This is a genomic window from Paenibacillus sp. J14 (assembly GCF_000518465.1).
GTDB classification, from domain to species: Bacteria; Bacillota; Bacilli; order Paenibacillales; family Paenibacillaceae; genus Fontibacillus; species Fontibacillus barengoltzii.
Genome location: NZ_JADQ01000065.1, coordinates 1 through 23,379, shown reverse-complemented (window position 1 = coordinate 23,379; position 23,379 = coordinate 1). Strand labels below are relative to the sequence as shown.

Below are 23,379 nucleotides of genomic sequence, written 5' to 3'. Positions count from 1 at the left end.
GGGCACGGTGGTAAGAACGGTTGAAGGACAAGCGAGTAAGCAGGCAACGCCGCAGCAGTCGATAAACATGCGGCAATTGCTCAAGAACGTGACGCAACCGGTCAAGGGTTGTATCGCTGGAATGATTCGCATGCTGCAAGGACCGAAGCAAAGCAGCACAACGGGTATGGCACTCAAAGCACTTCGCGGATAACGGCAAAAAATTCTGACAAATCACTTGTGTTTGATGAAAGAACGAAGCAAAGCGCTTACAAGGAAGAGGTTCCTTCGGGGTTCGCGTTCCAGGCATCTTAAATGACTGCCCACGCTAGCTTGACACTGACGGAAGGGGAAGTTCGGTTGACTTTTCCCAGGCGTTGTGGTTAAATGTATGAAGGCATTTTCTGTGGATATGAAAATGGGTAACATAAAGATAATGATGATATTCCTGTAAGGGGGTGCGATAGATGAAACCAACTTTCAAACCGAATGTGAGCAAACGTAAAAAGGTTCACGGATTCCGTAAAAGAATGAGCACGAAAAACGGCCGCAAGGTTCTCGCTGCTCGTCGTCTCAAAGGCAGAAAAGTACTGAGTGCGTAAAGCGTGCGTAAGGACCACCGCGGTGGTCTTTTTTTTTTATATATTTGTACCTTGTGCGATCATTACGGCAATTTGGTCTATACTATTTAGATAACTGACTTTTGAACCACCTCGAAGTAGAAGTTTGAATCAAGGAGATAGCTCGTGCATAAACAACTTCGTTTGAGAAACCGCGCCGATTTTAACCGGATCTACCGGTTTGGCAAATCCTTTGCGAATCGCCAACTGGTGGTGTATTGGTCGAATAAACCGGAGATTGAACGTTTTCGGCTAGGGGTTTCGGCTAGTAAAAAAATCGGAAATGCCGTCGTTCGCAACCGGATGCGGCGAATGCTGAAGGAGATCGTCCGGCTGCATGAAGCCGAGATTCGCGACCATGTCGACCTGATCTTGATCGTGCGGAACGGGGCTGTCGGAATGGAATATAAGGACCTCGAAAAAAGCGTGCTCCATGTGCTTCGGAAAGCTTCGCTGCTGCGGGATTCCGGGCGTTAGGCAGGCTTGTTTCTTTGTCTCTTCAAATATGTTATGATTTACGTTGAATGGATAGGTTAAGAGAGGGGTTTTGAAGTGTCGCGATTGATGACTAACCGAAGAAGATGGCTTCTTCTCCTTCTGGCGGCCGTGATGGTGGCGGTTCTCGCAGGCTGTGCGCCTTCGAATGCACATCAGGCAACCACGACGGCTGATATGAGGACAAGTGGATCATGGTGGACTTCCAATGTGGTTTACTATTTCTCGCTCGCGTTGGATACGTTTGCAGAATGGTTTAACGGCGCTTATGGGATAGCGATTCTGATTATGGTGCTGATTGTGCGGACCTTGATTCTGCCGCTGACCTTAAAGCAAGTGAAGAGCTCCAAAGCAATGCAGGCCATTCAGCCGCAGCTCCAGAAAATCCGGGAGCAATATAAGGATAATCCGGAGAAACAGCAACAGGAGACAATGAAGCTCTTCCAAGAACACAAGGTGAATCCGATGGCGGGTTGCTTCCCGTTGCTTATTCAAATGCCGGTGTTCATTGCGCTGTATAACTCAATTTACTACAACTCGGCGATCCGAGATCATTCCTTCTTATGGTTGCAACTTGGAGAGCCTGATAAATTATTCATCCTGCCGGCGATCGCTGCGATTACGACGTTTATTCAAACGAAGATGATGTCGAGCATGAACCCGCAAGGGATGCAAGGCCCAATGGCGTTTATGATGTGGGTCTATCCGATTTTGATTTTTGTGATGGCGTACAATTTCGCCGCTGCGTTGCCGTTGTACTGGATCTTCAGTAACCTGTATACGATCGCGCAAAACTACTTTATCTACCGCAAGAAAGATCCAGCTTTGTCCGCAGCTGCCGCTACGGCAGGCGGAGGCAACGGTTCTTCTTCCGGGTCAGGGAAGAAGCGGGGCGGCTCCAATCTAAAAGCCGGTCATCCCGGTAGGGGTGCCAAGGAGGCCAAAAAATCGAAATGAATAAAATTGTGACGTCGGGAAAAACCATTGAAGATGCTGTTAAACAAGGATTGGCCAAGCTCGGCACCACCGAGGATAAAGTCGCCGTGAACGTGTTAGAGCAGCCGTCAAAAGGATTCCTGGGGCTGATTGGGGTGAGGGAAGCGAAGGTTGAGCTGACTTTGCTTGAACCACCTACACCTGCACCTGAACCTGCATCAGTACCTTCCTCAAATAGGACCCCTTCGATGTCTCACTCATCTGCTTCCGTGGTGGAGGAGAAGAGTACGGGCAGCGAGAAGGATCCCTATGCGGAGGCGGCGTCATTCATTCGGGAAGTCGGGGAGAATATGGGCTTGGATGTCAAAGTCGAAATCTCCCATAGCAAAGACCATACCGTGCTTAACATTTCGGGCCAGGATTTAGGTTTAATGATTGGGCGCAGAGGGCAAACCCTCGACGCTCTGCAATATTTGGCGAATATCATCGCTAACCGTTATTCGGACAGCTTTATTCGCATCGTCCTCGACGCGGAGAACTTCCGGGAGCGCCGGAAGAAGACGCTGGAGGACCTTGCCGTCAGATTGGCCGGACGGGTCGTTCGAACGCGTAAAGAGGTTACGCTCGAGCCGATGTCGCCGCAGGAGCGCAAAGTGATTCATTCCAAACTTCAGGATCACCCGGAGGTCAAAACTTATAGTAAAGGTGAAGAGCCCAACCGGAGGGTCGTTATTACTCTGAAGCACAGCAAATGAATGAGACGCAGGTGACGTTTGCTCGGCGTAAGCTGGGGAAGCGTCATTTTTTTTAGGGTGGACTCAACCCTCCCCACCCCTCCCTTACCGTAAGGGAGGGCGCCCGAGGGCCTGCGGCCCTCTGGTCTCCCGCAAAGGGGAAGAACGTAGGAGGTCAAGAGGCGCTCCTGCTCGCTGTCCCCTTCGGGGATGCGCTCTATGTTGGTGCAAGGAACGCTTTTCCCCCTTCGGGGTACGTCTTACTTGGGGAGCACCTGGGCTACCTGGAAAACCGTGCTGCTCAAAACTGCTGCTTTCAGCTCACCCGAGGAACGTTGAGGTTGAAGTCGCTTTTCGCCCCTGCGGGGCCCGCTTTTACTTTAGAGCTCCTGCTGGCTGTGAGGGCTCATGCTTAGAAGGGGAGCGAGGAGAGACGGCGGTGTTTTCGGAGGGACTGTGAGCAAGGAGGCGCTGTCTCCTACGGAGATACGCTCACGTTAGAGCAGGATAATGAGGGCGGATGCTTCGAAGAGGAAACGTAGAGAGACGGCGGCGATCTCGGAGAAACTATGAGCAAGGAGGCGCTGTCTCCTGCGGAGATGCGCTTAGGTTAGAGCAGGGCAATGAGGGTGGAGGTTTCGAAGGTGAGTGAATGATGCTGAAGAGGGGCGTATGAATCTGCGGATAACAGTGATCGTAGGATCAGACGATGAGTGGAACTATGAAATTTACGAACCCTCTTCATTGAGATATAACAAACTACTAGCGAGGTGAAACCCATGCTTAGTGATACAATTGCTGCGATATCGACGGCGGTGGGCGAAAGCGGCATCGCCGTGATTCGCGTTAGCGGGCCGGAGGCGATCTCCCAAGTGGGGGGGCTATTCCGCTCCAAGACGGCGCTGCCGGAGGCGGAAAGCCATACGGTACACTATGGCTTTATCGTGGACCCGGCGACGGGCGAGAAGCTCGAAGAGGTGCTCGTCAGCGTCTTTCGCGCGCCGCGCTCCTTCACCACGGAAGATGTGGTGGAGATTAGTACGCACGGCGGGATCATCTCTGTTAAGCGCGTGATGGACCTGCTGCTCCAGCAACGCGGGATTCGCCTCGCCGAGCCGGGCGAGTTCACGAAGCGCGCGTTCCTGAACGGGCGGATCGACCTGTCGCAGGCGGAGGCGGTCATCGACCTGATCCGATCCAAGTCGGATCGGGCGTTCTCCGTGGCGCTGAAGCAGGTCGAAGGCCAGCTGTCGCGCCAAATCAGCAAGCTGCGGCACATGTTAATTGAGACGTTGGCGCATATTGAGGTGAACATCGATTATCCGGAGCATGACGTGGAATCGATGACGATGGCGTTTATCAAGGAGAAGTGCGCGGAGGTGTCGGAAGGCATCGACGCGCTGCTGAAGACGGCGAACCAGGGCAAGATTCTGCGCGAGGGGATTACGACGGCGATCGTCGGCCGCCCGAATGTCGGCAAATCCTCGCTCATGAACGCCCTGGCGCGCGAAAATAAAGCGATCGTCACTGACATCCCGGGCACAACCCGGGACGTGATCGAAGAATATGTGACGATCAATAATATTCCGCTGAAGCTGCTCGACACGGCCGGGATCCGCGAGACGATGGACGTCGTCGAGCAGATCGGCGTGGAGCGCTCCAAAGCGGCGGTGAGCGAAGCGGACCTGATCCTGCTCGTGCTCAACAGCGCCGAAGCGCTGCATGAGGACGAGATTGCCTTAATGGAGCAACTGCAGGGGCGGTCCACGATCGTGCTTTTAAATAAGATTGATTTACCGCAGCAGTTGGATCGGGAGGTGGTCCGGCGTTATTTTTCCGAGGAATCGATCGTCGAATTGTCGGTCAAAACGGAGGAAGGGCTGGATCATCTGGAGGACGCCATTGCCCGGATGTTCTTTGGCGGGGAGCTGGAGTCCAATGATTTAACGTATGTCAGCAACGTGCGGCATATCGCTTTGCTGAAGAAGGCCAAGCAATCGCTGGCAGATGCCTATGAAGCGGCGGACAGCGGCATTCCGATCGATATTTTGCAGATCGATGTTCGGCTGGCGTGGGAGCAATTAGGTGAAGTGATTGGGGATTCGGCTCCGGATGCGTTGATTGATCAGATTTTTTCGCAATTTTGTTTGGGGAAATAAAGAGGTCTTTCGTATCAGCAGCGCCTGTTCATGGTATGATGATACGGATAGCGTTTTGAATGGTGCAAGGTAAAGGAGGTTGACGATAGATGGGTTACGCTGCCGGAAATTATGAGGTGATCGTGGTCGGTGCGGGGCATGCAGGCTGTGAGGCGGCTTTGGCTGCAGCGCGGATGGGCTGTCGGACGCTGATGGTCACGATCAATTTAGATATGGTTGCTTTTATGCCGTGCAATCCTTCGATTGGAGGTCCGGCTAAAGGCCACGTCGTCCGTGAAATTGATGCCTTGGGCGGCGAAATGGGCCGTAACATTGACAAGACGTTCATCCAAATGCGGATGTTGAATACCGGGAAAGGCCCGGCCGTTCATGCGCTGCGCGCGCAGGCGGATAAATTCTTGTATCAGCACGCGATGAAGGAAACGTTGGAGAAGGAGCCTAATCTCACGATGCTCCAAGGGATGGTCGAGGAGCTCATCGTGGAGGACGGCCAGTGTGTGGGCGTCATTACGAAGACCGGCGCAGAGTATCGTGCGAAAGCGGTAGTACTGACGACCGGTACGTATTTGCGCGGGAAAATCATTATGGGCGAGCTGATGTACGAAAGTGGTCCAAACAATCAGCAACCTTCAGTACATTTGGCGCAAAACTTGAAGGACTTGGGCTTTGAGCTCGTTCGCTTCAAGACAGGGACGCCGCCGCGGGTGCATAAGGATTCGATTGATTTCTCGCAAACCGAGATTCAGCCGGGGGACGAGAAGCCGAAGTTTTTTTCCTATGAGACCAAAAGTTCGGACAATAAACAGCTGCCTTGCTGGCTGACGTATACCTCTGAGGAAACTCACAAAATTATTACAGATAACTTGCATCGCGCACCGATGTTCTCAGGGGTTATTGAAGGCACAGGGCCTCGCTACTGTCCTTCCATCGAGGACAAAATCGTACGTTTCAGCGATAAGCCAAAGCATCAGATATTCCTGGAGCCGGAAGGCAAAAACACGTCGGAATACTACGTACAAGGCTTCTCCACCAGCATGCCGGAAGAAGTTCAACTGCAGATGCTGCGTTCGGTTCCTGGCTTGCAAAATGTGCAAATGATGCGGACCGGTTATGCGATTGAATATGATGCGGTAGTGCCAACGCAGCTGTGGCCTTCGCTGGAGACGAAGCGATTGCCGGGGTTGTTCACGGCGGGGCAAATCAACGGTACGTCCGGTTATGAGGAAGCGGCGGGACAAGGCATCATGGCCGGGATTAATGCTGCGCGCAAGGTGCAAGGCAAGGAGCCGATTGTGCTTGATCGTTCGCAAGGCTACATTGGCGTGTTGATCGATGATTTGGTGACCAAGGGAACCAATGAGCCATACCGTTTGCTGACTTCACGGGCAGAATATCGGTTGCTGCTCCGCCACGATAACGCCGATTTGCGTTTGACGCCGCTAGGTTATGAAATTGGATTGATTTCGGAAGAGCGGTATGCTCGGTTTTTGGATAAGAAGCAGAAGGTCGAGCAGGAGATTGAACGGTTGAAGGCGACAAAGATTCGCCCGTCTGAAATCAATCCGCTGCTGGAGTCGATTGGTTCTGCCCCCATTCAAGACGGAAGCAATTTGCTGACGATTTTGCGCCGTCCGGAAGTGACGTATACGCATATCGCTTCGATTTCTCCATCAGAGGTTGAGCTGGATGAGGAAATGCAGGAGCAGGTTGAGATCCAAATCAAGTATGCCGGTTATATCGAGAAGCAATTGATCCACGTTGAAAGATTACAAAAAATGGAAAAGAAAAAGATCCCTGAAAATATCAACTATGACGATATTCAAGGCCTGGCCATTGAGGCGCGGCAAAAGCTGTCCAAAATTCGCCCGATCTCCATTGGGCAAGCTTCGCGGATTTCAGGGGTTACGCCTGCGGACATTTCCATTTTGTTGGTGTATTTAGAGCATTATAACCGGGTCACGGCTGCGGGAGGGTAACTATTGGATTCGATACAAGCCCAGTTTTGCTCGCTGCTCCAGGAACATGGCATTGCGGTGTCGGAGGAGCAGCTCAAGCAATTTGAACGTTATTATGAAGAACTAGTTTCCTGGAACGAAAAAATGAACCTCACCGGGATCACCGAACGGGATCAGGTCTATATCAAGCATTTTTATGATTCGATTAGCCTGGCTTTTCATGTCCCGATGGGGGAGATCGAATCCATGGCGGATATCGGATCTGGCGCCGGGTTTCCCGGCATTCCTCTAAAAATTTGTTTTCCGCATCTACAGCTCACGATCGTAGATTCGTTAAACAAACGGATTCAGTTCTTGCAGCATGTGGTGGATGAATTAGGGTTGTCCCAGGTGCGTCTGCTTCATGGACGTGCAGAGGATTTAGGACGCCAGGAAAACCTTCGTGATGCCTTCGATTTGGTTACCGCCCGAGCGGTGGCTCGTATGGCGATTCTTAACGAGTTCTGTTTACCATTTGCGAAACCCGGCGGCTTATTCGTGGCGATGAAGGGGAGTAATCCAGAGGATGAAGTGAAGGAAGCGGCCCGAAGTTTATCCGAGCTGAAAGGGAAATGGGTCAGCACGCCTGCATTTTCTCTTCCATTGGAGAACTCCGAACGTCATTTGGTGCTGATCCAAAAAACGTCTCCTACGCCAAAGAAATATCCGCGAAAAGCAGGAATACCAGCGAAAACACCGTTGGTTTAAACGATTATAGAGGTATCCCCCTTAGCAAAATGTTCCACGTGAAACATCGCTAAGGGGGCTTTTTGTCCGTTTGCACGCTTATCCTATCTCTTTTCTATAACTTCTCTAAATTAGAGAATAGGATTATAGAGGAAAAAGTGGTAGAATAGATATATCGGGTTGGTTGAGGGTTGGATGGACGTTTTGAAGCCACGGTTCATTTGGTGGACAAACCCTTAACGAACGTGCATTTCGTTTAGAGCAATGTCATCCAACGGGGATGATCCGTAAGGCTTAGCCTTATGTCACTTTGAAATTAGGTGGTAATCGACGGAATGAAAGAACAATTTTCTAAATTGTTTGGGCTAACCGAACGAAATAGCGGAGATGAAGTGAGACAAATTCCGGTGGGGGAAATTGTCGGCAGTCCTTATCAGCCGCGGACGATCTTTGACGACGAGAAAATCGATGAACTCTGCCAAACGATCCGTACTCATGGCGTGATTCAACCAATTGTCGTACGGTATCGGAATGATAAGTATGAGATCATTGCCGGAGAGCGTCGTTGGCGTGCCGTCAAAAAGCTGGGCCTCGAGTCCATTCCTGCGATCTTGCGCGATTTCAATGATTCGCAAGCCGCGTCTATTGCTTTGATCGAGAACCTCCAACGAGAAGGGCTGACTTCGATTGAGGAGGCGATGGCTTACCAAAACTTGATCGATTTGCATCAATTGACGCAAGAGAGCTTGGCTCAACGTCTTGGGAAGAGCCAATCCACGATCGCCAATAAGATCAGGCTGCTTCAGCTTCCAGATGAGGTAAAGAATGCGCTGATGGAACGGAAGATTACAGAGCGTCATGCGCGTGCTTTGTTATCCTTGGACTCGGAAGAGCTGCAGCTGAAGGTGTTGGGTGAAATCATCAGCAAAGAGCTGAATGTAAAACAGACAGAAGCCCGCATTGCCTTTTATAAGGAAGTAGCTAAAAACAAAAAGTCTCCTTCGAGACGAATCTCCTTTACTAAGGATGTTCGATTGGCTCTTAATACGATTCGCCAGTCGATTGATATGGTTACAGGTTCGGGTTTGCAAATTAAAACGGAAGAGAAGGATCATGAGGATCATTATGAAATTGTGATTCAGATCCCGAAACGTTCATAAACTCGCTCGCTGACCCTAACCGCGAGGTTCTGGTCAGCTTCTTTTTCGGTCTTTCTTGAATAGTTGTGAACATGCGATTGCTGAACTATCTATGGACATGTGGATAATGATTATCCTTATGTACATGGGGTGGATATATCGGTTCATAGCTGCTCATCTCTCGATATCGACCGGCAGGTGTATTCACCACGCATTGCTATAGGTCTTTTTGTAGCTGCAGCCTAGAATGCGTACATGAGTACTACAAAGAGATTCTTCTATTATATTGAGGTGAACTGGATTGTCTAAAATCATCGCCATAGCGAACCAAAAAGGGGGCGTCGGTAAGACGACGACTTCTGTCAATTTGGGAGCGGGATTAGCTGCCATCGGAAAGAAAGTACTGCTGATCGATATTGACCCCCAAGGGAATACGACAAGTGGTGTTGGCATTAATAAAGCGGATGTTGCGAATTGCATTTATGATGTACTCATTAACGAGGTTCATCCAAAAGATGCAATTGAACATACGGAGATTGAAAATTTGCATATCATCCCGGCTACGATTCAACTCGCTGGGGCTGAAATCGAATTGGTTCCCACCATTTCGCGCGAAGTCAGACTTAAGAAATCGTTACAACCGATTCGGAACTTATACGATTATATTTTGATTGATTGCCCGCCTTCGCTAGGAATTCTTACCATTAACTCCTTGACCGCCGCTGATTCCGTTCTCATTCCTATTCAGTGCGAATATTACGCTTTGGAAGGACTTAGCCAACTATTAAACACGGTGAGATTGGTTCAAAAGCATTTAAATACTTCGCTGCAAATCGAAGGGGTCTTACTAACGATGTTTGATGCCCGGACAAATCTGGGTATTCAAGTCATTGAAGAGGTTAAGAAGTACTTCCAGCAGAAGGTTTATAAAACTGTGATTCCACGTAATGTGCGTTTAAGTGAAGCGCCGTCCCATGGTCAATCCATTATTACGTATGACCCTCGTTCGAAGGGTGCGGAAGTATATCTTGAGTTGGCAAAGGAAGTGGTATCTTATGAGTAAACGATTGGGCAAAGGATTGGATGCTCTGATCCCGGCACTGTCTATTCAGGAAGATGATAAGGTTATAGAGATCCCACTTAACCAACTACGTGCCAACCCGTATCAACCACGCAAGACCTTTGATGAGGAGGCTATACGGGAATTGGCCGAATCGATTCGGCAACATGGGGTTATTCAGCCAATTATTGTACGCAGCGTACTTAAAGGTTATGAAATTATCGCAGGGGAGCGCCGGTTCCGTGCTTCACAATATTGCGGTAATACAACCATCCCGGCGGTTGTTCGGAGTTTTTCAGACCAACAGGTTATGGAAATTGCGCTAATCGAGAACCTGCAGCGTGAAAATTTGAACGCGATGGAAGTGGCGGTAGCGTACCAAGGGCTGATGGATCAATTCCAGCTCACACAGGAAGAGCTTTCGTTGAAGGTAGGAAAGTCTCGTTCTCATATCGCGAACTTTTTGCGATTGCTTTCCTTGCCGGACGAAGTGAAGGAATATGTTTCACGTGGAACATTATCGATGGGACATGCCCGAGCTTTGGTTGGGTTGAAGGATCCAGACATAATTAAGCAGTTGGCTCAGCAATGTATCGATCATGAATGGAGCGTTCGTGATCTGGAGAATGCGGTGCAACAACTGGATCGCAAAAAGCAGGAAAAACCAAAACCGGCTGGAAAGAAACGGGACCCTTATATCGAAGAAGTGGAAGAGAGTCTGCGTGAACGGTACAAGACGACAGTCAAAATTAAAGCGAATAAAGATAAAGGGAAAATCGAAATTAACTATTACAGCCAACAGGATCTGCAACGGCTGCTCGATATGTTAACTTCGGGATAAATGAAATGACATATCCAACTTTTGGATAGCTCCTAAAGTGGGGGCTACAGAAGGAGGGTATGTCATTTCTTGGTCTGGCATTCGATTGAACTGGAATGAATGGTGAGGTTGAAACTCTAATCCAAACTTACACCAATATCCTAAGGAGGGAATGTGTTTGCGTGAGGGAAAATCCATTATCTATTTGGATCATGCGGCGACATCTTGGCCAAAACCTCCTAGGGTAGGAGAAGTGATGTTGGAAATACTAAACGGACCAGCTGCTAATGCAGGACGAGGGAATCATGGGATGGCGCTCCAAGCAGGAAGGGTGTTGTACAAAACGCGTGTCAAGCTGGCCCAGCTATTTGGAGTCTCCAATCCCAATGATATTGTGTTAACCTCCAGCACAACTTCGGCTTTGAACTTAGCCATTAAAGGATGGCTAAAACCAGGGGATCATGTGGTGGCGACCACCGTTGAACATAATTCGGTAAGACGTCCTCTTGAGTTTTTGAAGCGGACTGCAGGCATCGAAGTAGATTATGCTGAGGTGGATGCTTACGGTCGATTAGATTTGGAGCAGGTGGAGAAACTTTTTCGCCCTCACACACGTTTACTTGTATGCTCTCATAGTTCGAACTTGTTGGGATGTATTTTACCGGTTCAAGCTTTAAGCCAGATAGCTCATGCACACGGAGCGATTTTATTGGTGGATGCTGCGCAAACGGCAGGGTGCTATCCGGTGAATGTTCAGGAAATGGGGATTGACTTGCTTGCCTTTCCAGGGCATAAAGGGTTGCTTGGTCCACAGGGGACTGGGGGATTATACATCCGCTCGGATCTTGATCTAGAACCGCTAATGCATGGGGGAACAGGCAGTCAATCCGAAGAACTTGAACAGCCGTCGGTACGTCCTGACCGGTATGAAGCTGGCACGGTGAATACGCCCGGGATTGCCGGGTTAGGTGCTGGCGTGGAAACCGTGCTGGAACGTGGTGTGGAGCAGATTCATCGTCACGAGTGGGAGTTAACCCAATTTTTAATGAAGGAACTGTATGAGGTTCCTGGTGTTCGTCTGATCGGTCCAGAGATCGGTCAGCCTCGAACGGGTATCGTATCGTTTACAATCGAAGGACGAGATGCCTCGGAGGTCGCCTTTGTGCTGGATCGGGAATATGGCATCGCAGTTCGTGCAGGATATCACTGCACGCCGTTAGGCCATCAAACGGCCGGCACACTGGAAGGCGGAGCCGTTCGCGCCAGTGTAGGTTATCTGACGACCGAGGCAGATCTTCAGAAGTTAGTGGATGCAATTCATAAGTTGATGAACTGATCTCAAGCACAGAGGAGTAGAAAGTCGCATGCGGGAATGGAATGATCTCATCTTTGAGCAACTAGTCTGGATCGTTGGAGGTTTCGTTCTCCTGATCCTTTGGATGTTGATCTGGAATTTGATTCAGGGAAGTAAGCTTCGTAAGATGAAACGAAGATACGAACTGATGATGAAAGGTGCCGGCGTACAAGACCTGGAGACCTTGCTCATCGATTTAAAAATGCAGCAGGACAAAATCGAAGATGTCCAGGAAGAACAGAAGCAGCAACTCACACAAATTCAAAAGTGGATGCCTATGCAAAAATCAAAAATCGGAATCAAACGCTACAATGCTTTCGGTGAAAAGGGGAACGACTTGAGCTTCTCCATTGCGATCATTAATGATCAGCAAGATGGCGTAGTCCTAACGGGCCTGTACAACCGCGATGGTTCATTTGTATATGCTAAGGGCTTGGAAAAAGGGGAGTCACCGCATGCGCTCTCTCCGGAAGAACGGGAAGCTATAGCTCTTGCCGGGCTAAAGAAATAGAACCCTGAGTCCACTCTTTGATCGCGGTATACAAGCATTTTGATATAATTTCTGAAAGACGCATAACTAGACTGAGACGTGTGTTCTGCAAAACAAAGTATTCCATGAAGCCGCCGACATTGACGATGCCCGTAAGATGGATATCGCCGACCGGCGGTAATTCTTTATTTACCCCTGCGCCAGGACGGAGGGGGCCTTGCACTACTTGAATCGATCCAACGCTGGATGTTTGACCGAGGCAGGCGTCTATGCTGATGATATAAGGGTCAGGGAATCGTGCGTGGATTTCATCTAACGTTTCTTTTAGATTCATAGCATGTACAGGCTCATCGAGAGTACCGTAGAGGTGAAAGTATGGGCAGCGATACTTTGCCAACGCGCTGCCAACCAGAGGGCCTAAGCAATCTCCGGTGGAACGATCGGTCCCGATGCAGACGACAACGATGTCTTGTCCTGGGGTAACCTGTCCAAAATGCAGAAGCAACCGGTGAATGATGGCCGAATGAATGCCGGGTTCGGTATGAGGGATTTTTAAATAAGGAATTTCTTGTCCTGGAATGGTCGGTTGAATCTGTGACATGGAATCTTCCTTTCCGCTGAAGATCAAGTGCGTATCCGCACTTTAAAGATTTAGTAGATAGTATATGGAAGAAATGCGTATTATATACTCGTACCAAAGTCTTAATGAGTAAAAAGGAGAGGAATCTGAGTGGAAGAGGAATGGTTGGTGATGGCGTTTGATTCAACCCAGCAGGCACTGCGTGCAGAGATGCTGCTGGAGTACGCTGAGGTAGAGATCGATTTGTTTCCTACCCCCAAAGAAATCACGGCAGGATGTGCGTTATCGATTCGTTTTCCGCAAATGTCGTTAGACGTGGTGAAACAAATCATCACTTCGGAATCCGTAGAGATTCGAGGGATTTACTCCCACGACGGGATGAGCTATCATAGCATCAAGCTTTAGAGCATTGCAGTTTTTGACTCATATCTCATATATTGATGAAACTCACAAAGGATTGATAGATATGCTGCTGGCGAATGAATCGGAAGTGATCCAGGATGCGGCCGAAACGGTGACCACTTGGAAGGATAAATTATGGAATTGGTTTACAGATATGGATATGTGGACGGATGTGCTTTTTTCAGGGATTAAAATCATTTTAATTTTTGTCCTTACCCGATTGTTTGTTCGAATTTTATTTCGAATAATCGATCGATCGTTGCAGAAGAGGGAGAAAAGCCGGTTACATATGAACCCGCGACGGTTAGTTACCGTTGGCGAACTACTCAAGAATGTCACCACCATCACCAGCAATTTTATTATGGTTATGTTAGTGTTGGGGGAGATTGGGTTTGATCTGGCACCGCTGCTGGCGGGTGCCGGAGTTCTTGGCTTGGCGATTGGTTTTGGTGCTCAAAGCATGGTGAAGGATGTAATTACCGGCTTTTTTATCATTCTGGAGGATCAGTTTGCTGTCGGCGACGTCATTCAAACCGGAAGTCTGAAGGGAACGGTGGAGATGATTGGACTGCGCTCCACACGGCTGGTAAGCTGGACGGGGGAGGTTCACATCATCCCGAACGGAATGATAACGAACGTAACGAACTATTCCGTGGGGACCGCATTAGCGGTGGTTGACTTGCCGTTTAGCAACTCCAGGAAGCTGGAGGACAGCGTAGAGCTGCTGAAAAGGGCTATGCAGCGCCTGAAAGGAGAGCAGGAGGAGATCCCTCAAGTTCCGAATGTACTGGGCATTCAGTCGTTAACTTCGAGCGAATATGTTATTCGAATTGCGGTGGAGTGTGCGCCAGCCATTCGATCGGAAGTGGAGCGCCAGATTCAGGCGTATGCCAAAGAAGCCCTGGAGCAAGAAGAGATGGAGAACCAGCGAGGGCGTGCATAGATCTAAGGTTCGCTTCAATTTATTGGGATTTAATTAAAAATTTAAGAATAGATCGGGGGAATGTGTGATGGAGCGGAAATCCTTTCAATTAGGCGATATCGTACAGATGAAGAAAAACCATCCTTGCGGGAGCAATGAAATGGAAATTATTCGGATGGGCATGGATATCCGCATTAAATGCGTTGGCTGCAAACACAGCGTGTTGGTGCCTCGGGCCAAGTTCGAGAAAAATATGCGTAAGGTGCTTCGGTCCGCTGCTCCAACACCCGATAATATGGCGTCGGATGAGCAATTACCTTCTGGGGAATAAGTAATTTATGAGATGAAGGATCCTCTCTATTGCATTTCGGATGAATTCATGGTACAATCATTCTTGCTGTGGAGAGGTACCCAAGAGGCCCAAGGGGGTTGACTCGAAATCAACTAGGCGTCGCAAGGCGTGCGTGGGTTCGAATCCCACCCTCTCCGCCATTTAATAACTCAACAGATGATGATAAGGCCTTCTACGTGATGAACGTAGAGGGCCTTTTTTGTTTTCTAAGAATGGATTGTCCCATAGGACTTTGTGACATGAAAGCTTAGTACCGGTTCAGAATCAGGTTGGTTTTAAGGGAATCGGCATGAACGAGCCAACCTTTCGCTTCCAGCGTGTTCATCAGCTTGGTTCGATTTAATGCAGCTTCGCCGTAGCTGTCCGTCTTAAAGGAGATCTCGATCAAATTCTCCATACCTGTACCGTCTTCGGTTCGAATTGGCATGACTTCGATATTCGTTTCAAGACCGTTAAATTCACCTTCATATTTACTGACGATTACTGGGCCATGGGCGCGGGAGCTTTTTAGCATGTCTTTCCCCCAGCCGGACCCATTAGTATTTTTAAGCTTACCCGGAATGTTGTCTACCAGCATGTTCAATACTTTGCTCTCTGACGGGATGGTAAGTCCCTTGGATGCAGATTCTTCTTTATCATTTGAGAAGCTCAGCGTCTGCTTGCTGTAGCCCCAGTCTACTTCAGCCTCATAGTTATCATCAGAGGAATCAAAGCCGGCTTGATTCGCTGCGGTAAGTGCGGCGTTGATGTCCCCGTTTGTTACGGTGAATCTTTTCTTATAGGTCAGTTCGTATTTCTTCTTGTCTTCCTTCTTGCGGAATCTGACATTCCAGCCTGAGCCGTTCAAATCCTGCGCATGGGTGTCAAAATACTCCACGAGCTGTTGATCAGCAGGACTTGTGATGTGAAATTCGCTGGTTACGGAGCTTTGCAGAGAGCCGTCGGCGTTTAGCACTTTCCCGGCATCCAGCAGGAATTTTACTTCGTAAGAAGGGACAGCGTTGGAAGCTGCCTGGACATCCGTTGCGGTTTGCCAGCCTGTCAGCAGAACAGCCGCAGTTAATGCGGTAGCAGTCATAGATTTGACAATCTTAGCTTTGATATTCATGATTTTCACTCCTTTTTAAAGTGGGGAATGCCTACAGACTTCACTTTAAAGAGGTTGTATAAGGATGATGTCAAAGCTGTTTTATGTTCTGGTAAAAAAAAGAAACATTTTCTTTAGGGCATCCAAGATTTATTGCTGGTCAGGATTTAGGCATTGAGACAGATGGGCGGTAAACTTGCGCAGCAGTGCAGAAGGATGGCGGTTTCGGTTAGTAGCCATATAGACGTAACGTTTGGCCTCATTGTCGGGTATCTTTCTCATTTGCAGTAGTCCGCGTTGTACCTCATCCTCAACTGACATTCGAGAAACGAAAGAAACATACTTGCCAAGCATCACCGCTTGTTTAATGGCTTCCAGAGAATCAAGCTCCAGTGAGAAGGGAAGACGCAGGCGGTTGCTTTCAAGCCATTTTTCCGCAAAGCGGCGGGTGCTGGACTCCATACCGTGCAAAATAAAGGGGGAAGAAGCAATTTGATCCGCAGTGGGTTCAGGCTGTGCGGCCAGAACATGATCTGGCGATAAGATCAGCACCAAGTCGTCTTCGCAGATGGCTTCCGTTTGCAGTTCCGCCGATATAAAAGGTTCCGTTGAAATAATACCTAAGTCAATTTGGTGTTTCTCAAGCATTTCCCGGATCACCGGCGCTGGTTTGACGGACAAGGAGATGTGTATACCAGGATATTCATTGGAGAAACGATGAATCATTACGGGCAGAAGATAAGTGGCCGGCACGTAGCTGGCCCCGATCTGGAGATGGCCCTTTCTTAGGGCATCAAACTCGATAACAGCTCGCTGCGCTTCGGAAGCCAAGGCCCCGATTTTAATAGCGTAATGGTGCAGGGCATAACCCGCGTCTGTCAAAATGATTTTCCCCATACGAGTATCAAACAGCTTTACACCGAAATCCCTCTCCATATTTTTCATGTGAAAAGTAACCGTTGGTTGTTTAAGGTCTAAGATCTCAGCCACGGTTGTAATCTTGTTGTATTTCTCAAGCAGTTCGACGATTCGCAGCTTGAGCAGATTTAGATTCATGATCTCCATTTAACCTCACAATCCCTTCCTTTTGTACGGGCCCATGTCTATATATTTAATCTATGAATGTTAAAACAAATCATTGAAAAAATTAATTTTGCATTTACATTGCTATAACACAGGTATTGAAATCGGTAGGTAAACTAAGGAATGTAAGCGGCATGGCGCCGTTTACCAGTTAACTGGGCAAGGAAGGGAACCTAATGGATTTATATATTAAAGGGTTGGAAAAGCGTTTTGGCTCTACAACTGCTTTATACCCCACTGATTTGAAGGTTAGGCAAGGCCGGTTTACTACTTTGCTTGGTCCTTCGGGTTGTGGGAAAACAACGCTGCTACGAATGATCGCTGGATTAGAAACCCCGGATCAGGGCTTGATCTCTTTTGGTGATGAAGTTTTGTATGACGGACCGGGAAGCAAGGTGACACCGCCGCATAAACGCGGATTCGGTATGGTTTTTCAGGATTTTGCCTTATGGCCGCACATGACGGTGTTTGAAAATGTAGCCTTTGGTCTGCGGACAAGTCGGCAGACGAATGGACTTCGCAAAACGGTATTGGAAGCATTGGAGAAGGTTAAGTTGGGCGGCATGGAACAGCGGTACCCACATCAGTTGTCTGGCGGACAGCAGCAACGGGTCGCTTTTGCCCGGGCGGTGGCCGTGCGTCCCCGTCTTGTCTTGTTCGACGAACCGCTGAGCGCGCTGGATGCCGTACTTCGTGAAGAGATGCGTGTTGAAATGATGGCGCTCGTTAGAGACTTGGGCCTGACAGCCCTTTATGTCACACACGATCAGATTGAAGCCATGTCGATGTCCGACGAGGTTGTGGTGATGAATGCAGGACGCATTTTGCAGACCGGTTCACCGGAGGAGGTGTACGGAAAGCCAGCAGATCCGTTTGTGGCCCGATTTATCGGCAAATCCAACTGGTTAAGGCATTCTAGCCAACCAGGCTCGCATTTGGAGCTGGCATCCGGAACTCAGTCTGCTGCAACTGCAATGTTCAGACCGGAGCACCTCTTTTGGGAGCAGGATCGAGAAGGGAGCCGCCAGTCTTATGAGGTGGAGGTCCTGCAGGTTAGTTACATGGGGGATCGGTATGAGATGCACATTCAAGCTGAGGGACAGGAGGTTTGGACGGCTTATCATCACAGCCGAATTCCGGTAGGAAGCCGTTTAAATGTATACCTGCCAAAGGGCCGGGTTACAAGTTTCTTGGAGATTGATCAGGCTAACCAAGGTAGTGGGAATATCAAAGTCGGCAGTTTGAATAGCGCCGCAAAAGTCGTAGGGATAGGCTACGGCAAAAGCCCAGCTATCGCTGGGAAATAAGGGATAACAGTATAAATCAAGGGGGAAAAGAAACATGGCGAATCACATTCCTAACAAGAAAAAGGGTAAATGGGGGACAGGCAGCGCGCTTGCTCTAATGCTCACTTTCGGCTTAGCCTTGACGGGCTGCGGCAGTAACACAACTTCAGGGGGAGCAGCTAGTTCGAACAATGGCAATTCTGCTTCGACCAATACCGCATCAACGGTTGCTTCTGCACCGGCCTCTAATGAAAGCAACAGTACTTCCGATTCAGCAGATAAGAAACTGACTGTGTACACAGCAGGGCCGGAAGGTTTGGCAACAAAACTGATTGAAGGTTATCAATCGAAAACCGGAGTAAAGGTTGAGGTATTCCAAGGCACGACCGGTAAAATTTTAGCCCGGCTGGAGGCTGAGAAGTCTAACCCGGTGGCGGATGTTGTGATCTTGGCTTCTCTTCCATCTGCACAAGGCTTGAAGCAGGAAGGATTAACGCTCCCTTATCCGGAAGCCGTAAATGCTGATAAGCTGAATCCGGATTGGTCCGACGCTGAAGGCAATTACTTTAGCACAAGTGCATCAGCGCTGGGCATCGCTTATAACACCAATCTGGTGAAGACCCCGCCAACATCATGGGAAGATCTAGTTAAACCTGAATTCAAAGACCAAGTAAACATCCCTGATCCGTCGTTGTCCGGTTCTGCGCTCGACTTTATGACCGGTTACCTGAGTGTTAAAGGAGACAGCGGTTGGTCCTTGTTCGAGGACTACAAGAAGAATGGCGTCGCTATGGCCGGAGCTAACCAGGAAGCATTGGATCCGGTTATTACGGGGGCTAAAGGCATCGTAGCTGCTGCGGTTGACTACATGACCTACAAGGCGAAAGCAAAAGGCGAACCGGTTGACATCGTGTATCCGAAGGAAGGGACCGTTATCAGCCCGCGTCCTGCACTCATTCTGAAATCAACTCAGCATGAAGCCAATGCCAAAGCATTTATTGATTACCTGTTGTCGGATGAAGCTCAAAAAATGGTTTCCGATGCAGCCCTTCTGCCGGGACGTACGGATATCAAAGCGGAAAACCGGGCCAATCTGGATGAAATTGGACAGTATCAAGTGGACTGGAATTGGATGAACGAGAACGGCGCAGACATCACTGAAAAATTTACACAGCTGTTCAAATAAAATGATGAAGTACTTGTCACTCAAATCCGCTAGGGTCTGGTTTATCGGACTGGCCCTGTTGGTTCTTACCGTCATGATTGTTGTTCCACTGATTGAAATCTTCATTCAAACGGTGTATCGAAACGGGGAGCTGCAGTGGTCAGCTCCTTTCCGTACGCTGGCGAAGTCCGGACTGACCGGTGTAATGTTTAGCTCCATTTGGCTTGGGATCTGTGTCATAGCTGGTACTACGGTATTGGCTTTGCCCCTGGCTTGGATAATGACTGCTACAAGGATCGGCCGCTGGAAGTGGTTGGACATTGTACTGCTCATTCCTTTTATGACGCCGCCTTACATCGGATCCATGGGTTGGATTCTATTTATGCAGAAGAACGGATACCTGGAGCAGCTGATCCCGTCTCTATCCCGAATTACGCCTTACTTCTTCACCTTTGGCGGCATGGTATTGATTATGAGCCTGCATCTTTATCCTTTTCTGTATTTGCTGCTGCGCGGCGCGCTTGAGCGAATTGGAGGGAGTATGGAAGAAGCGGCGGCTGTGATGGGAGCCCCGTTTTTGTATCGTTTCCGCCGGATCGTGGCACCGCTGCTTCTGTCTGCATACGGCATGGGCGCCATGCTGATCTTTGTTAAAACTATCGCGGAGTTCGGCACACCAGCTACTTTTGGCAAAAGAATCGGATATGAGGTCATGACCTCGGAAATCCATAAATATATCTCCAGCTGGCCGATTGATTTCGGCAAAGCTACAACCCTGGCATCGTTGCTGCTGACGGCCTGTCTGCTGATGTGGTATGTCCAATCCATACTGAGCCGCCGCTTTACTTACAGCATGGTAGGTGGGAAAGGCAGCCGCCGCGGCGCACTGAGGGAGAGCGGCTGGCCAGTTTGGATTAGCGCTATTTTTGTGGGACTTCTGCTTGTTTTCTCAATCGGGGTTCCTTATTTCTCGATCCTGGCGGCCTCAATGATGAAACTTCGCGGTGTGGGCCTGGCTTGGAACAACTGGACGTTCGATTACTATAAACAGCTGCTCACCTGGGGAACACCGAGTATGAAGGCACTGATGTCCAGCATCTGGTTGTCTTTCGTCGCTTCTACGGTTGCTGTGGTGCTGGGCACCTGGTTTGCACTGGTGATTCAACGCTCACGTACTATTGGACAGCGGTCGGTTGACTTGTTAAGTCTGCTGCCGAATACCGTGCCTGGCATCGTGATGGTGGTTGGCCTCATCCTGTTATGGAACTCACCTTGGATGCCCATTCACCTCTATAACACCTATGGCATGGTCATTTTAACGTATGTTATTTTATTTGTTCCTTATACCGTTCAATATGTAAAAAGCGCTGCAGGCCAGATAGACAGTTCCTTATTTCAGGCTGGGCAAGTATTTGGTGGACGCGCCCTTTATATTTTTAGAAGAATCATGCTGCCTTTGATTGTACCGGGGATGATTTCCGGCTGGATGATGACCTTTACGATTGCTTCGCGGGAACTGGTGGGCTCACTATTAATCCTTCCACCTTCAGTTCAGACCTCGGCCACCTACATTTTTGCTCAATTTGAGCAGGGGCAGGTTTCGTTAGGGATGGCGATGGCCGTCGTTTCGGTTGGTTTTACCACCTTGATGTTATTAATTATCGAGAGCTTGGGCTCCAGAAGAAAGTGGAATGCAAAATGATGAAACTTCATATATGGGGAGGGGCCGGAGAACATGGCCGCTCCTGTTATTTACTTGTCGGCGACCATCATCGGATATTATTGGACTGCGGCGTAAAAAAAGAAGACGAAGGCCAGTATCCGCTGCTCGATCCTGAGGTCATTCCTCAACTAACGGCGGTTTTTCTGTCGCACGCTCATGAGGATCATTCGATGGCACTTCCGTTACTATATAAGCACGGCTATAAAGGTCCGATCTGGACGACCAGGCCAACCGTTGATCAATTAAGCAGCTATTTCGCCAACTGGCGCAGTTATGTGAATGGCAGAGGCGCCAAGCTCCCATATACGGAAGAGCATATTGAAGCACTGCATTTCCGCTATCTTGAGGATCTGGCTCCCGCCATGCAATGGGCAGATTTGGGCATGCATCCAGCTTCTGTCCGGGTGAAGTGGGGGAGGAGCGGCCATTTGGCTGGTTCCATTTGGCTGCGGCTCGAGGTGGAGGATCACCAAATCTATTTCTCGGGTGACTATAGCTCGGAGTCGTTGCTGCTGGCTGTTGACTCGCCTAAGGAAAACGAGAGGGGAGCTGGCTTGGGGCCGGAGGATCCTGCCGATTTAGCCATTGTAGATAATGCCTATGGCAATGATCAAGAATCTCAAGAAGACAAACTGTTTCATCTTACCAAGGTTGCTCAAAAGACACTGGAACTAGGCGGGCATCTGTTGTTACCTGTGCCGGCTTACGGAAGAGGCCAGGATATGCTGATTTGGACCTGCGAGCAGTTCGAATCCTATAACATCATTGTTGAAGAGAAAATATGGGCTGGTCTGCAGCGGCTGCTGGAACAGCCGGAATGGCTTAAGGTTGGAATGAGCGAACGAATTCGACAGGCGCTGGATAACAGCCGACATAGAATCATTTTACCGAAGAATAATGAGGAACGTCTTCAAGCCTTAGGTCAGAAGGGGCCATGTGTCATTTTCACCAGTGACGGTATGATGGAATCCCCAAGAGCTCGCTGGTACTTCGATCAAGTAGCCGGGGATCCCAAGCATGCGGTCGTGATTACAGGACATGCTGCGCGTCATACGTTTGCTCACAATATACTGGTGGGGGGTATAAATAAACCGGATTGCCGCGTTCATCATATCCGTTACAAGGTACATCAAGGGCTGGGGGATGTAAGAAGGATGCTTGCAGAAGTTCCTGCTTTAAAGACAATACTTGTACATACTTCCAAAGTGAAAACGGACGAAGTATGCAGATTACTGTTAGAGGAAGGCCACCAACATATTTATTCCCTGCAACCAAGCGAAGAATTGGGGTTCTAAAACAAATGAAAACAGGACCCCGAAGGGTCCTGCTGACGGCGTTACTGTGGAGATTCTATGCTCACATCAAGGAATAGGATTTACTGCCCCTGAAGGCAGCCTTGCCGTAAAGCGAAAACTTTGCGGTGTTTCTCCTTACTCCAATCTTGAGTTAGACTCCTAACAGCTCATGAAAAGCGATCTGGACCAACGGAACCACACCTCTCTTGTCGCCGTCGATTGTATTATGTGCAGATTCCCTCGTTTTATACACATCCATTACGAAAAATATAAATTAGTGAACACGAGCCTTTTCTTCTTTCTTCCACTTGCGATTCTTGTTTGTCGTTTCAGGGAATTTATCGCCCTTGTTCAACGTGATCCGTTTTGGATCTTTAATCTGCGTATGAAAGCTGCGCGCCTCGCCTACCTCAACGTAAACCCCCGGGTTCGGAGCGCGCATGCCTTCCTCGAATTCGGTTTGTTCACCCATACTGCGTTCCTCCTTTGCAATGCATTAGACTACATGGATATTGTTTGTCATGCGTTTTTTTTCATGTATCTTTATGGACCGATAATTATTTACAGGCAGCGTAATTTGAGGGAGCATACGGTTTGCATGGTAAAGCGCATGGGAGCGATCGATATGAGTATCGTATGGGCACACGGTGATCAATAGCAAAGGCAAGTTGTGGGAACTTGATCTGATCCCGTGTCAACTCATATAAAAATGTTACCGAAGGATAATGGTTCACTCACGTAATTTTGTTACCCAGTGGAGGCTGTTACATAGCCTCCACTGGGCGCGTAGCGGAGGCAGNCGTCACGGGNTGGGAAAGCAGCGCTTCCAACTGATTGTGTAATGCAAGCGGATCTTGGGAAGTCTGATACGCCTGTAACCGTTGGGTTTGTTCTGGTCGTAGCACGCCCAATTCGATTAACCGGGCAACGGGTGTTTTGGCCGTGTCGAATGTTTTCTTTACACGAGCCCCGCGACGCTCCTTGCCGATCAGCTTGCGAGTGGGCAAGCAGCAATTG

Annotated in this window: 23 protein-coding genes, 1 tRNA gene and 1 pseudogene; 21 read left to right on the top strand and 4 right to left on the bottom strand. The window is 49.0% G+C overall.

Going from position 1 to position 23,379, the window contains the following annotated elements; all coding sequences use genetic code 11:
- From M891_RS0119475 to M891_RS0119415, 13 genes and pseudogenes are all read left to right on the top strand, one after another.
- Positions 1-193: pseudogene (locus M891_RS0119475) on the top strand (ISLre2 family transposase); the annotation flags it as partial.
- A 253-nt stretch (positions 194-446) separates the two neighbouring features.
- Positions 447-581 (top strand): 50S ribosomal protein L34, encoded by a 135-nt coding sequence (gene rpmH, locus M891_RS0119470; protein ID WP_009223341.1) that lies wholly within the window; start codon positions 447-449, stop codon positions 579-581.
- A gap of 144 nt (positions 582-725) precedes the next feature.
- Positions 726-1,076 (top strand): ribonuclease P protein component, encoded by a 351-nt coding sequence (gene rnpA / locus M891_RS0119465; protein ID WP_009223342.1) that lies wholly within the window; start codon positions 726-728, stop codon positions 1,074-1,076.
- Positions 1,077-1,151: 75 nt separating this feature from the next.
- Positions 1,152-2,051 (top strand): YidC/Oxa1 family membrane protein insertase, encoded by a 900-nt coding sequence (locus tag M891_RS0119460; RefSeq protein WP_028539975.1) that lies wholly within the window; start codon positions 1,152-1,154, stop codon positions 2,049-2,051.
- Positions 2,048-2,785 carry an RNA-binding cell elongation regulator Jag/EloR gene (jag, locus tag M891_RS0119455; RefSeq protein WP_028539974.1) on the top strand — a complete coding sequence of 246 codons (738 nt, stop codon included), beginning with the start codon at positions 2,048-2,050 and terminating at the stop codon, positions 2,783-2,785. Before M891_RS0119460 ends, jag begins: the two co-directional genes overlap by 4 nt.
- A 758-nt stretch (positions 2,786-3,543) precedes the next feature.
- Entirely contained in the window at positions 3,544-4,923 is a 1,380-nt protein-coding gene (mnmE, locus tag M891_RS0119450) for a tRNA uridine-5-carboxymethylaminomethyl(34) synthesis GTPase MnmE (protein WP_028539973.1), read from the top strand.
- Between the two features lie 89 nt (positions 4,924-5,012).
- Positions 5,013-6,899, top strand: a complete 1,887-nt coding sequence (gene mnmG / locus M891_RS0119445) for a tRNA uridine-5-carboxymethylaminomethyl(34) synthesis enzyme MnmG (RefSeq protein ID WP_028539972.1) — start codon at positions 5,013-5,015, stop codon at positions 6,897-6,899.
- 3 nt (positions 6,900-6,902) lie between these two features.
- Positions 6,903-7,625 (top strand): 16S rRNA (guanine(527)-N(7))-methyltransferase RsmG, encoded by a 723-nt coding sequence (rsmG, locus tag M891_RS0119440; RefSeq protein ID WP_016314584.1) that lies wholly within the window; start codon positions 6,903-6,905, stop codon positions 7,623-7,625.
- Between the two features lie 314 nt (positions 7,626-7,939).
- Positions 7,940-8,764 (top strand): nucleoid occlusion protein, encoded by an 825-nt coding sequence (gene noc, locus M891_RS0119435; protein WP_016314583.1) that lies wholly within the window; start codon positions 7,940-7,942, stop codon positions 8,762-8,764.
- 280 nt (positions 8,765-9,044) lie between these two features.
- Positions 9,045-9,806, top strand: a complete 762-nt coding sequence (locus tag M891_RS0119430; RefSeq protein WP_016314582.1) for a ParA family protein — start codon at positions 9,045-9,047, stop codon at positions 9,804-9,806.
- Positions 9,799-10,644, top strand: coding sequence for a ParB/RepB/Spo0J family partition protein (locus M891_RS0119425; protein ID WP_016314581.1), 846 nt, complete (start codon positions 9,799-9,801; stop codon positions 10,642-10,644). The genes M891_RS0119430 and M891_RS0119425 overlap by 8 nt, the downstream gene beginning before the upstream one ends.
- A gap of 151 nt (positions 10,645-10,795) precedes the next feature.
- The gene (locus tag M891_RS0119420; protein WP_028539971.1) at positions 10,796-11,959 is read left to right on the top strand and encodes an aminotransferase class V-fold PLP-dependent enzyme; all 1,164 of its coding nucleotides are present in this window, start codon (positions 10,796-10,798) and stop codon (positions 11,957-11,959) included.
- Between the two features lie 28 nt (positions 11,960-11,987).
- Positions 11,988-12,488, top strand: a complete 501-nt coding sequence (locus tag M891_RS0119415) for a DUF4446 family protein (RefSeq protein ID WP_016314579.1) — start codon at positions 11,988-11,990, stop codon at positions 12,486-12,488.
- On the opposite strand, the gene yyaC is transcribed toward M891_RS0119415, so the two are convergent.
- Positions 12,460-13,068 carry a spore protease YyaC gene (gene yyaC / locus M891_RS0119410; protein ID WP_016314578.1) on the bottom strand — a complete coding sequence of 203 codons (609 nt, stop codon included), beginning with the start codon at positions 13,066-13,068 and terminating at the stop codon, positions 12,460-12,462. The genes M891_RS0119415 and yyaC overlap by 29 nt on opposite strands.
- Before the next feature lie 150 nt (positions 13,069-13,218).
- On the opposite strand from yyaC, the gene M891_RS0119405 reads away from it, so the two are divergent.
- From M891_RS0119405 to M891_RS0119390, 4 genes are all read left to right on the top strand, one after another.
- Positions 13,219-13,452, top strand: a complete 234-nt coding sequence (locus tag M891_RS0119405) for a DUF3343 domain-containing protein (RefSeq protein WP_036626237.1) — start codon at positions 13,219-13,221, stop codon at positions 13,450-13,452.
- A 61-nt stretch (positions 13,453-13,513) separates the two neighbouring features.
- Positions 13,514-14,392, top strand: a complete 879-nt coding sequence (locus M891_RS0119400; RefSeq protein WP_036701091.1) for a mechanosensitive ion channel family protein — start codon at positions 13,514-13,516, stop codon at positions 14,390-14,392.
- Between the two features lie 67 nt (positions 14,393-14,459).
- Entirely contained in the window at positions 14,460-14,702 is a 243-nt protein-coding gene (locus tag M891_RS0119395; protein ID WP_016314575.1) for a DUF951 domain-containing protein, read from the top strand.
- 70 nt (positions 14,703-14,772) lie between these two features.
- Positions 14,773-14,863 (top strand) — tRNA-Ser (locus tag M891_RS0119390).
- 107 nt (positions 14,864-14,970) lie between these two features.
- On the opposite strand, the gene M891_RS0119385 is transcribed toward M891_RS0119390, so the two are convergent.
- Entirely contained in the window at positions 14,971-15,831 is an 861-nt protein-coding gene (locus tag M891_RS0119385) for a hypothetical protein (RefSeq protein ID WP_028539968.1), read from the bottom strand.
- Positions 15,832-15,960: 129 nt separating this feature from the next.
- Entirely contained in the window at positions 15,961-16,866 is a 906-nt protein-coding gene (locus tag M891_RS0119380; protein WP_028539967.1) for a LysR substrate-binding domain-containing protein, read from the bottom strand.
- Positions 16,867-17,069: 203 nt separating this feature from the next.
- Between M891_RS0119380 and M891_RS24200 the strand changes: the two genes are divergently transcribed.
- From M891_RS24200 to M891_RS0119360, 4 genes are read left to right on the top strand one after another with little or no spacing between them, the layout of a single operon-like run.
- The gene (locus M891_RS24200) at positions 17,070-18,200 is read left to right on the top strand and encodes an ABC transporter ATP-binding protein (RefSeq protein WP_084628936.1); all 1,131 of its coding nucleotides are present in this window, start codon (positions 17,070-17,072) and stop codon (positions 18,198-18,200) included.
- 34 nt (positions 18,201-18,234) lie between these two features.
- A complete protein-coding gene (locus M891_RS0119370) occupies positions 18,235-19,365 on the top strand; it encodes an ABC transporter substrate-binding protein (RefSeq protein WP_051417120.1) in 1,131 nt (376 codons plus the stop codon).
- A gap of 4 nt (positions 19,366-19,369) precedes the next feature.
- Positions 19,370-21,046 (top strand): ABC transporter permease, encoded by a 1,677-nt coding sequence (locus tag M891_RS0119365; protein WP_028539965.1) that lies wholly within the window; start codon positions 19,370-19,372, stop codon positions 21,044-21,046.
- Positions 21,043-22,362: an MBL fold metallo-hydrolase gene (locus M891_RS0119360; RefSeq protein ID WP_028539964.1), complete on the top strand. Its 1,320-nt coding sequence runs from the start codon at positions 21,043-21,045 to the stop codon at positions 22,360-22,362. The genes M891_RS0119365 and M891_RS0119360 overlap by 4 nt, the downstream gene beginning before the upstream one ends.
- Before the next feature lie 274 nt (positions 22,363-22,636).
- On the opposite strand, the gene M891_RS0119355 is transcribed toward M891_RS0119360, so the two are convergent.
- Positions 22,637-22,834, bottom strand: coding sequence for a YjzC family protein (locus M891_RS0119355; protein WP_028539963.1), 198 nt, complete (start codon positions 22,832-22,834; stop codon positions 22,637-22,639).
- Positions 22,835-23,379: the final 545 nt, after the last annotated feature.

Coding starts and splice junctions, on each gene's coding strand:
- M891_RS0119355 (WP_028539963.1), bottom strand. CDS start 22,834: ATGGGTGAACAAACCGAATTCGAGGAAGGCATGCGCGCTCCGAACCCG.
- M891_RS0119420 (WP_028539971.1), top strand. CDS start 10,796: ATGTGTTTGCGTGAGGGAAAATCCATTATCTATTTGGATCATGCGGCG.
- M891_RS24200 (WP_084628936.1), top strand. CDS start 17,070: ATGGATTTATATATTAAAGGGTTGGAAAAGCGTTTTGGCTCTACAACT.
- M891_RS0119405 (WP_036626237.1), top strand. CDS start 13,219: ATGGCGTTTGATTCAACCCAGCAGGCACTGCGTGCAGAGATGCTGCTG.
- rpmH (WP_009223341.1), top strand. CDS start 447: ATGAAACCAACTTTCAAACCGAATGTGAGCAAACGTAAAAAGGTTCAC.
- noc (WP_016314583.1), top strand. CDS start 7,940: ATGAAAGAACAATTTTCTAAATTGTTTGGGCTAACCGAACGAAATAGC.
- M891_RS0119415 (WP_016314579.1), top strand. CDS start 11,988: ATGCGGGAATGGAATGATCTCATCTTTGAGCAACTAGTCTGGATCGTT.
- jag (WP_028539974.1), top strand. CDS start 2,048: ATGAATAAAATTGTGACGTCGGGAAAAACCATTGAAGATGCTGTTAAA.
- M891_RS0119400 (WP_036701091.1), top strand. CDS start 13,514: ATGCTGCTGGCGAATGAATCGGAAGTGATCCAGGATGCGGCCGAAACG.
- M891_RS0119370 (WP_051417120.1), top strand. CDS start 18,235: ATGGCGAATCACATTCCTAACAAGAAAAAGGGTAAATGGGGGACAGGC.
- mnmG (WP_028539972.1), top strand. CDS start 5,013: ATGGGTTACGCTGCCGGAAATTATGAGGTGATCGTGGTCGGTGCGGGG.
- mnmE (WP_028539973.1), top strand. CDS start 3,544: ATGCTTAGTGATACAATTGCTGCGATATCGACGGCGGTGGGCGAAAGC.
- M891_RS0119385 (WP_028539968.1), bottom strand. CDS start 15,831: ATGAATATCAAAGCTAAGATTGTCAAATCTATGACTGCTACCGCATTA.
- M891_RS0119360 (WP_028539964.1), top strand. CDS start 21,043: ATGATGAAACTTCATATATGGGGAGGGGCCGGAGAACATGGCCGCTCC.
- M891_RS0119365 (WP_028539965.1), top strand. CDS start 19,370: ATGAAGTACTTGTCACTCAAATCCGCTAGGGTCTGGTTTATCGGACTG.
- M891_RS0119380 (WP_028539967.1), bottom strand. CDS start 16,866: ATGAATCTAAATCTGCTCAAGCTGCGAATCGTCGAACTGCTTGAGAAA.
- M891_RS0119425 (WP_016314581.1), top strand. CDS start 9,799: ATGAGTAAACGATTGGGCAAAGGATTGGATGCTCTGATCCCGGCACTG.
- M891_RS0119395 (WP_016314575.1), top strand. CDS start 14,460: ATGGAGCGGAAATCCTTTCAATTAGGCGATATCGTACAGATGAAGAAA.
- yyaC (WP_016314578.1), bottom strand. CDS start 13,068: ATGTCACAGATTCAACCGACCATTCCAGGACAAGAAATTCCTTATTTA.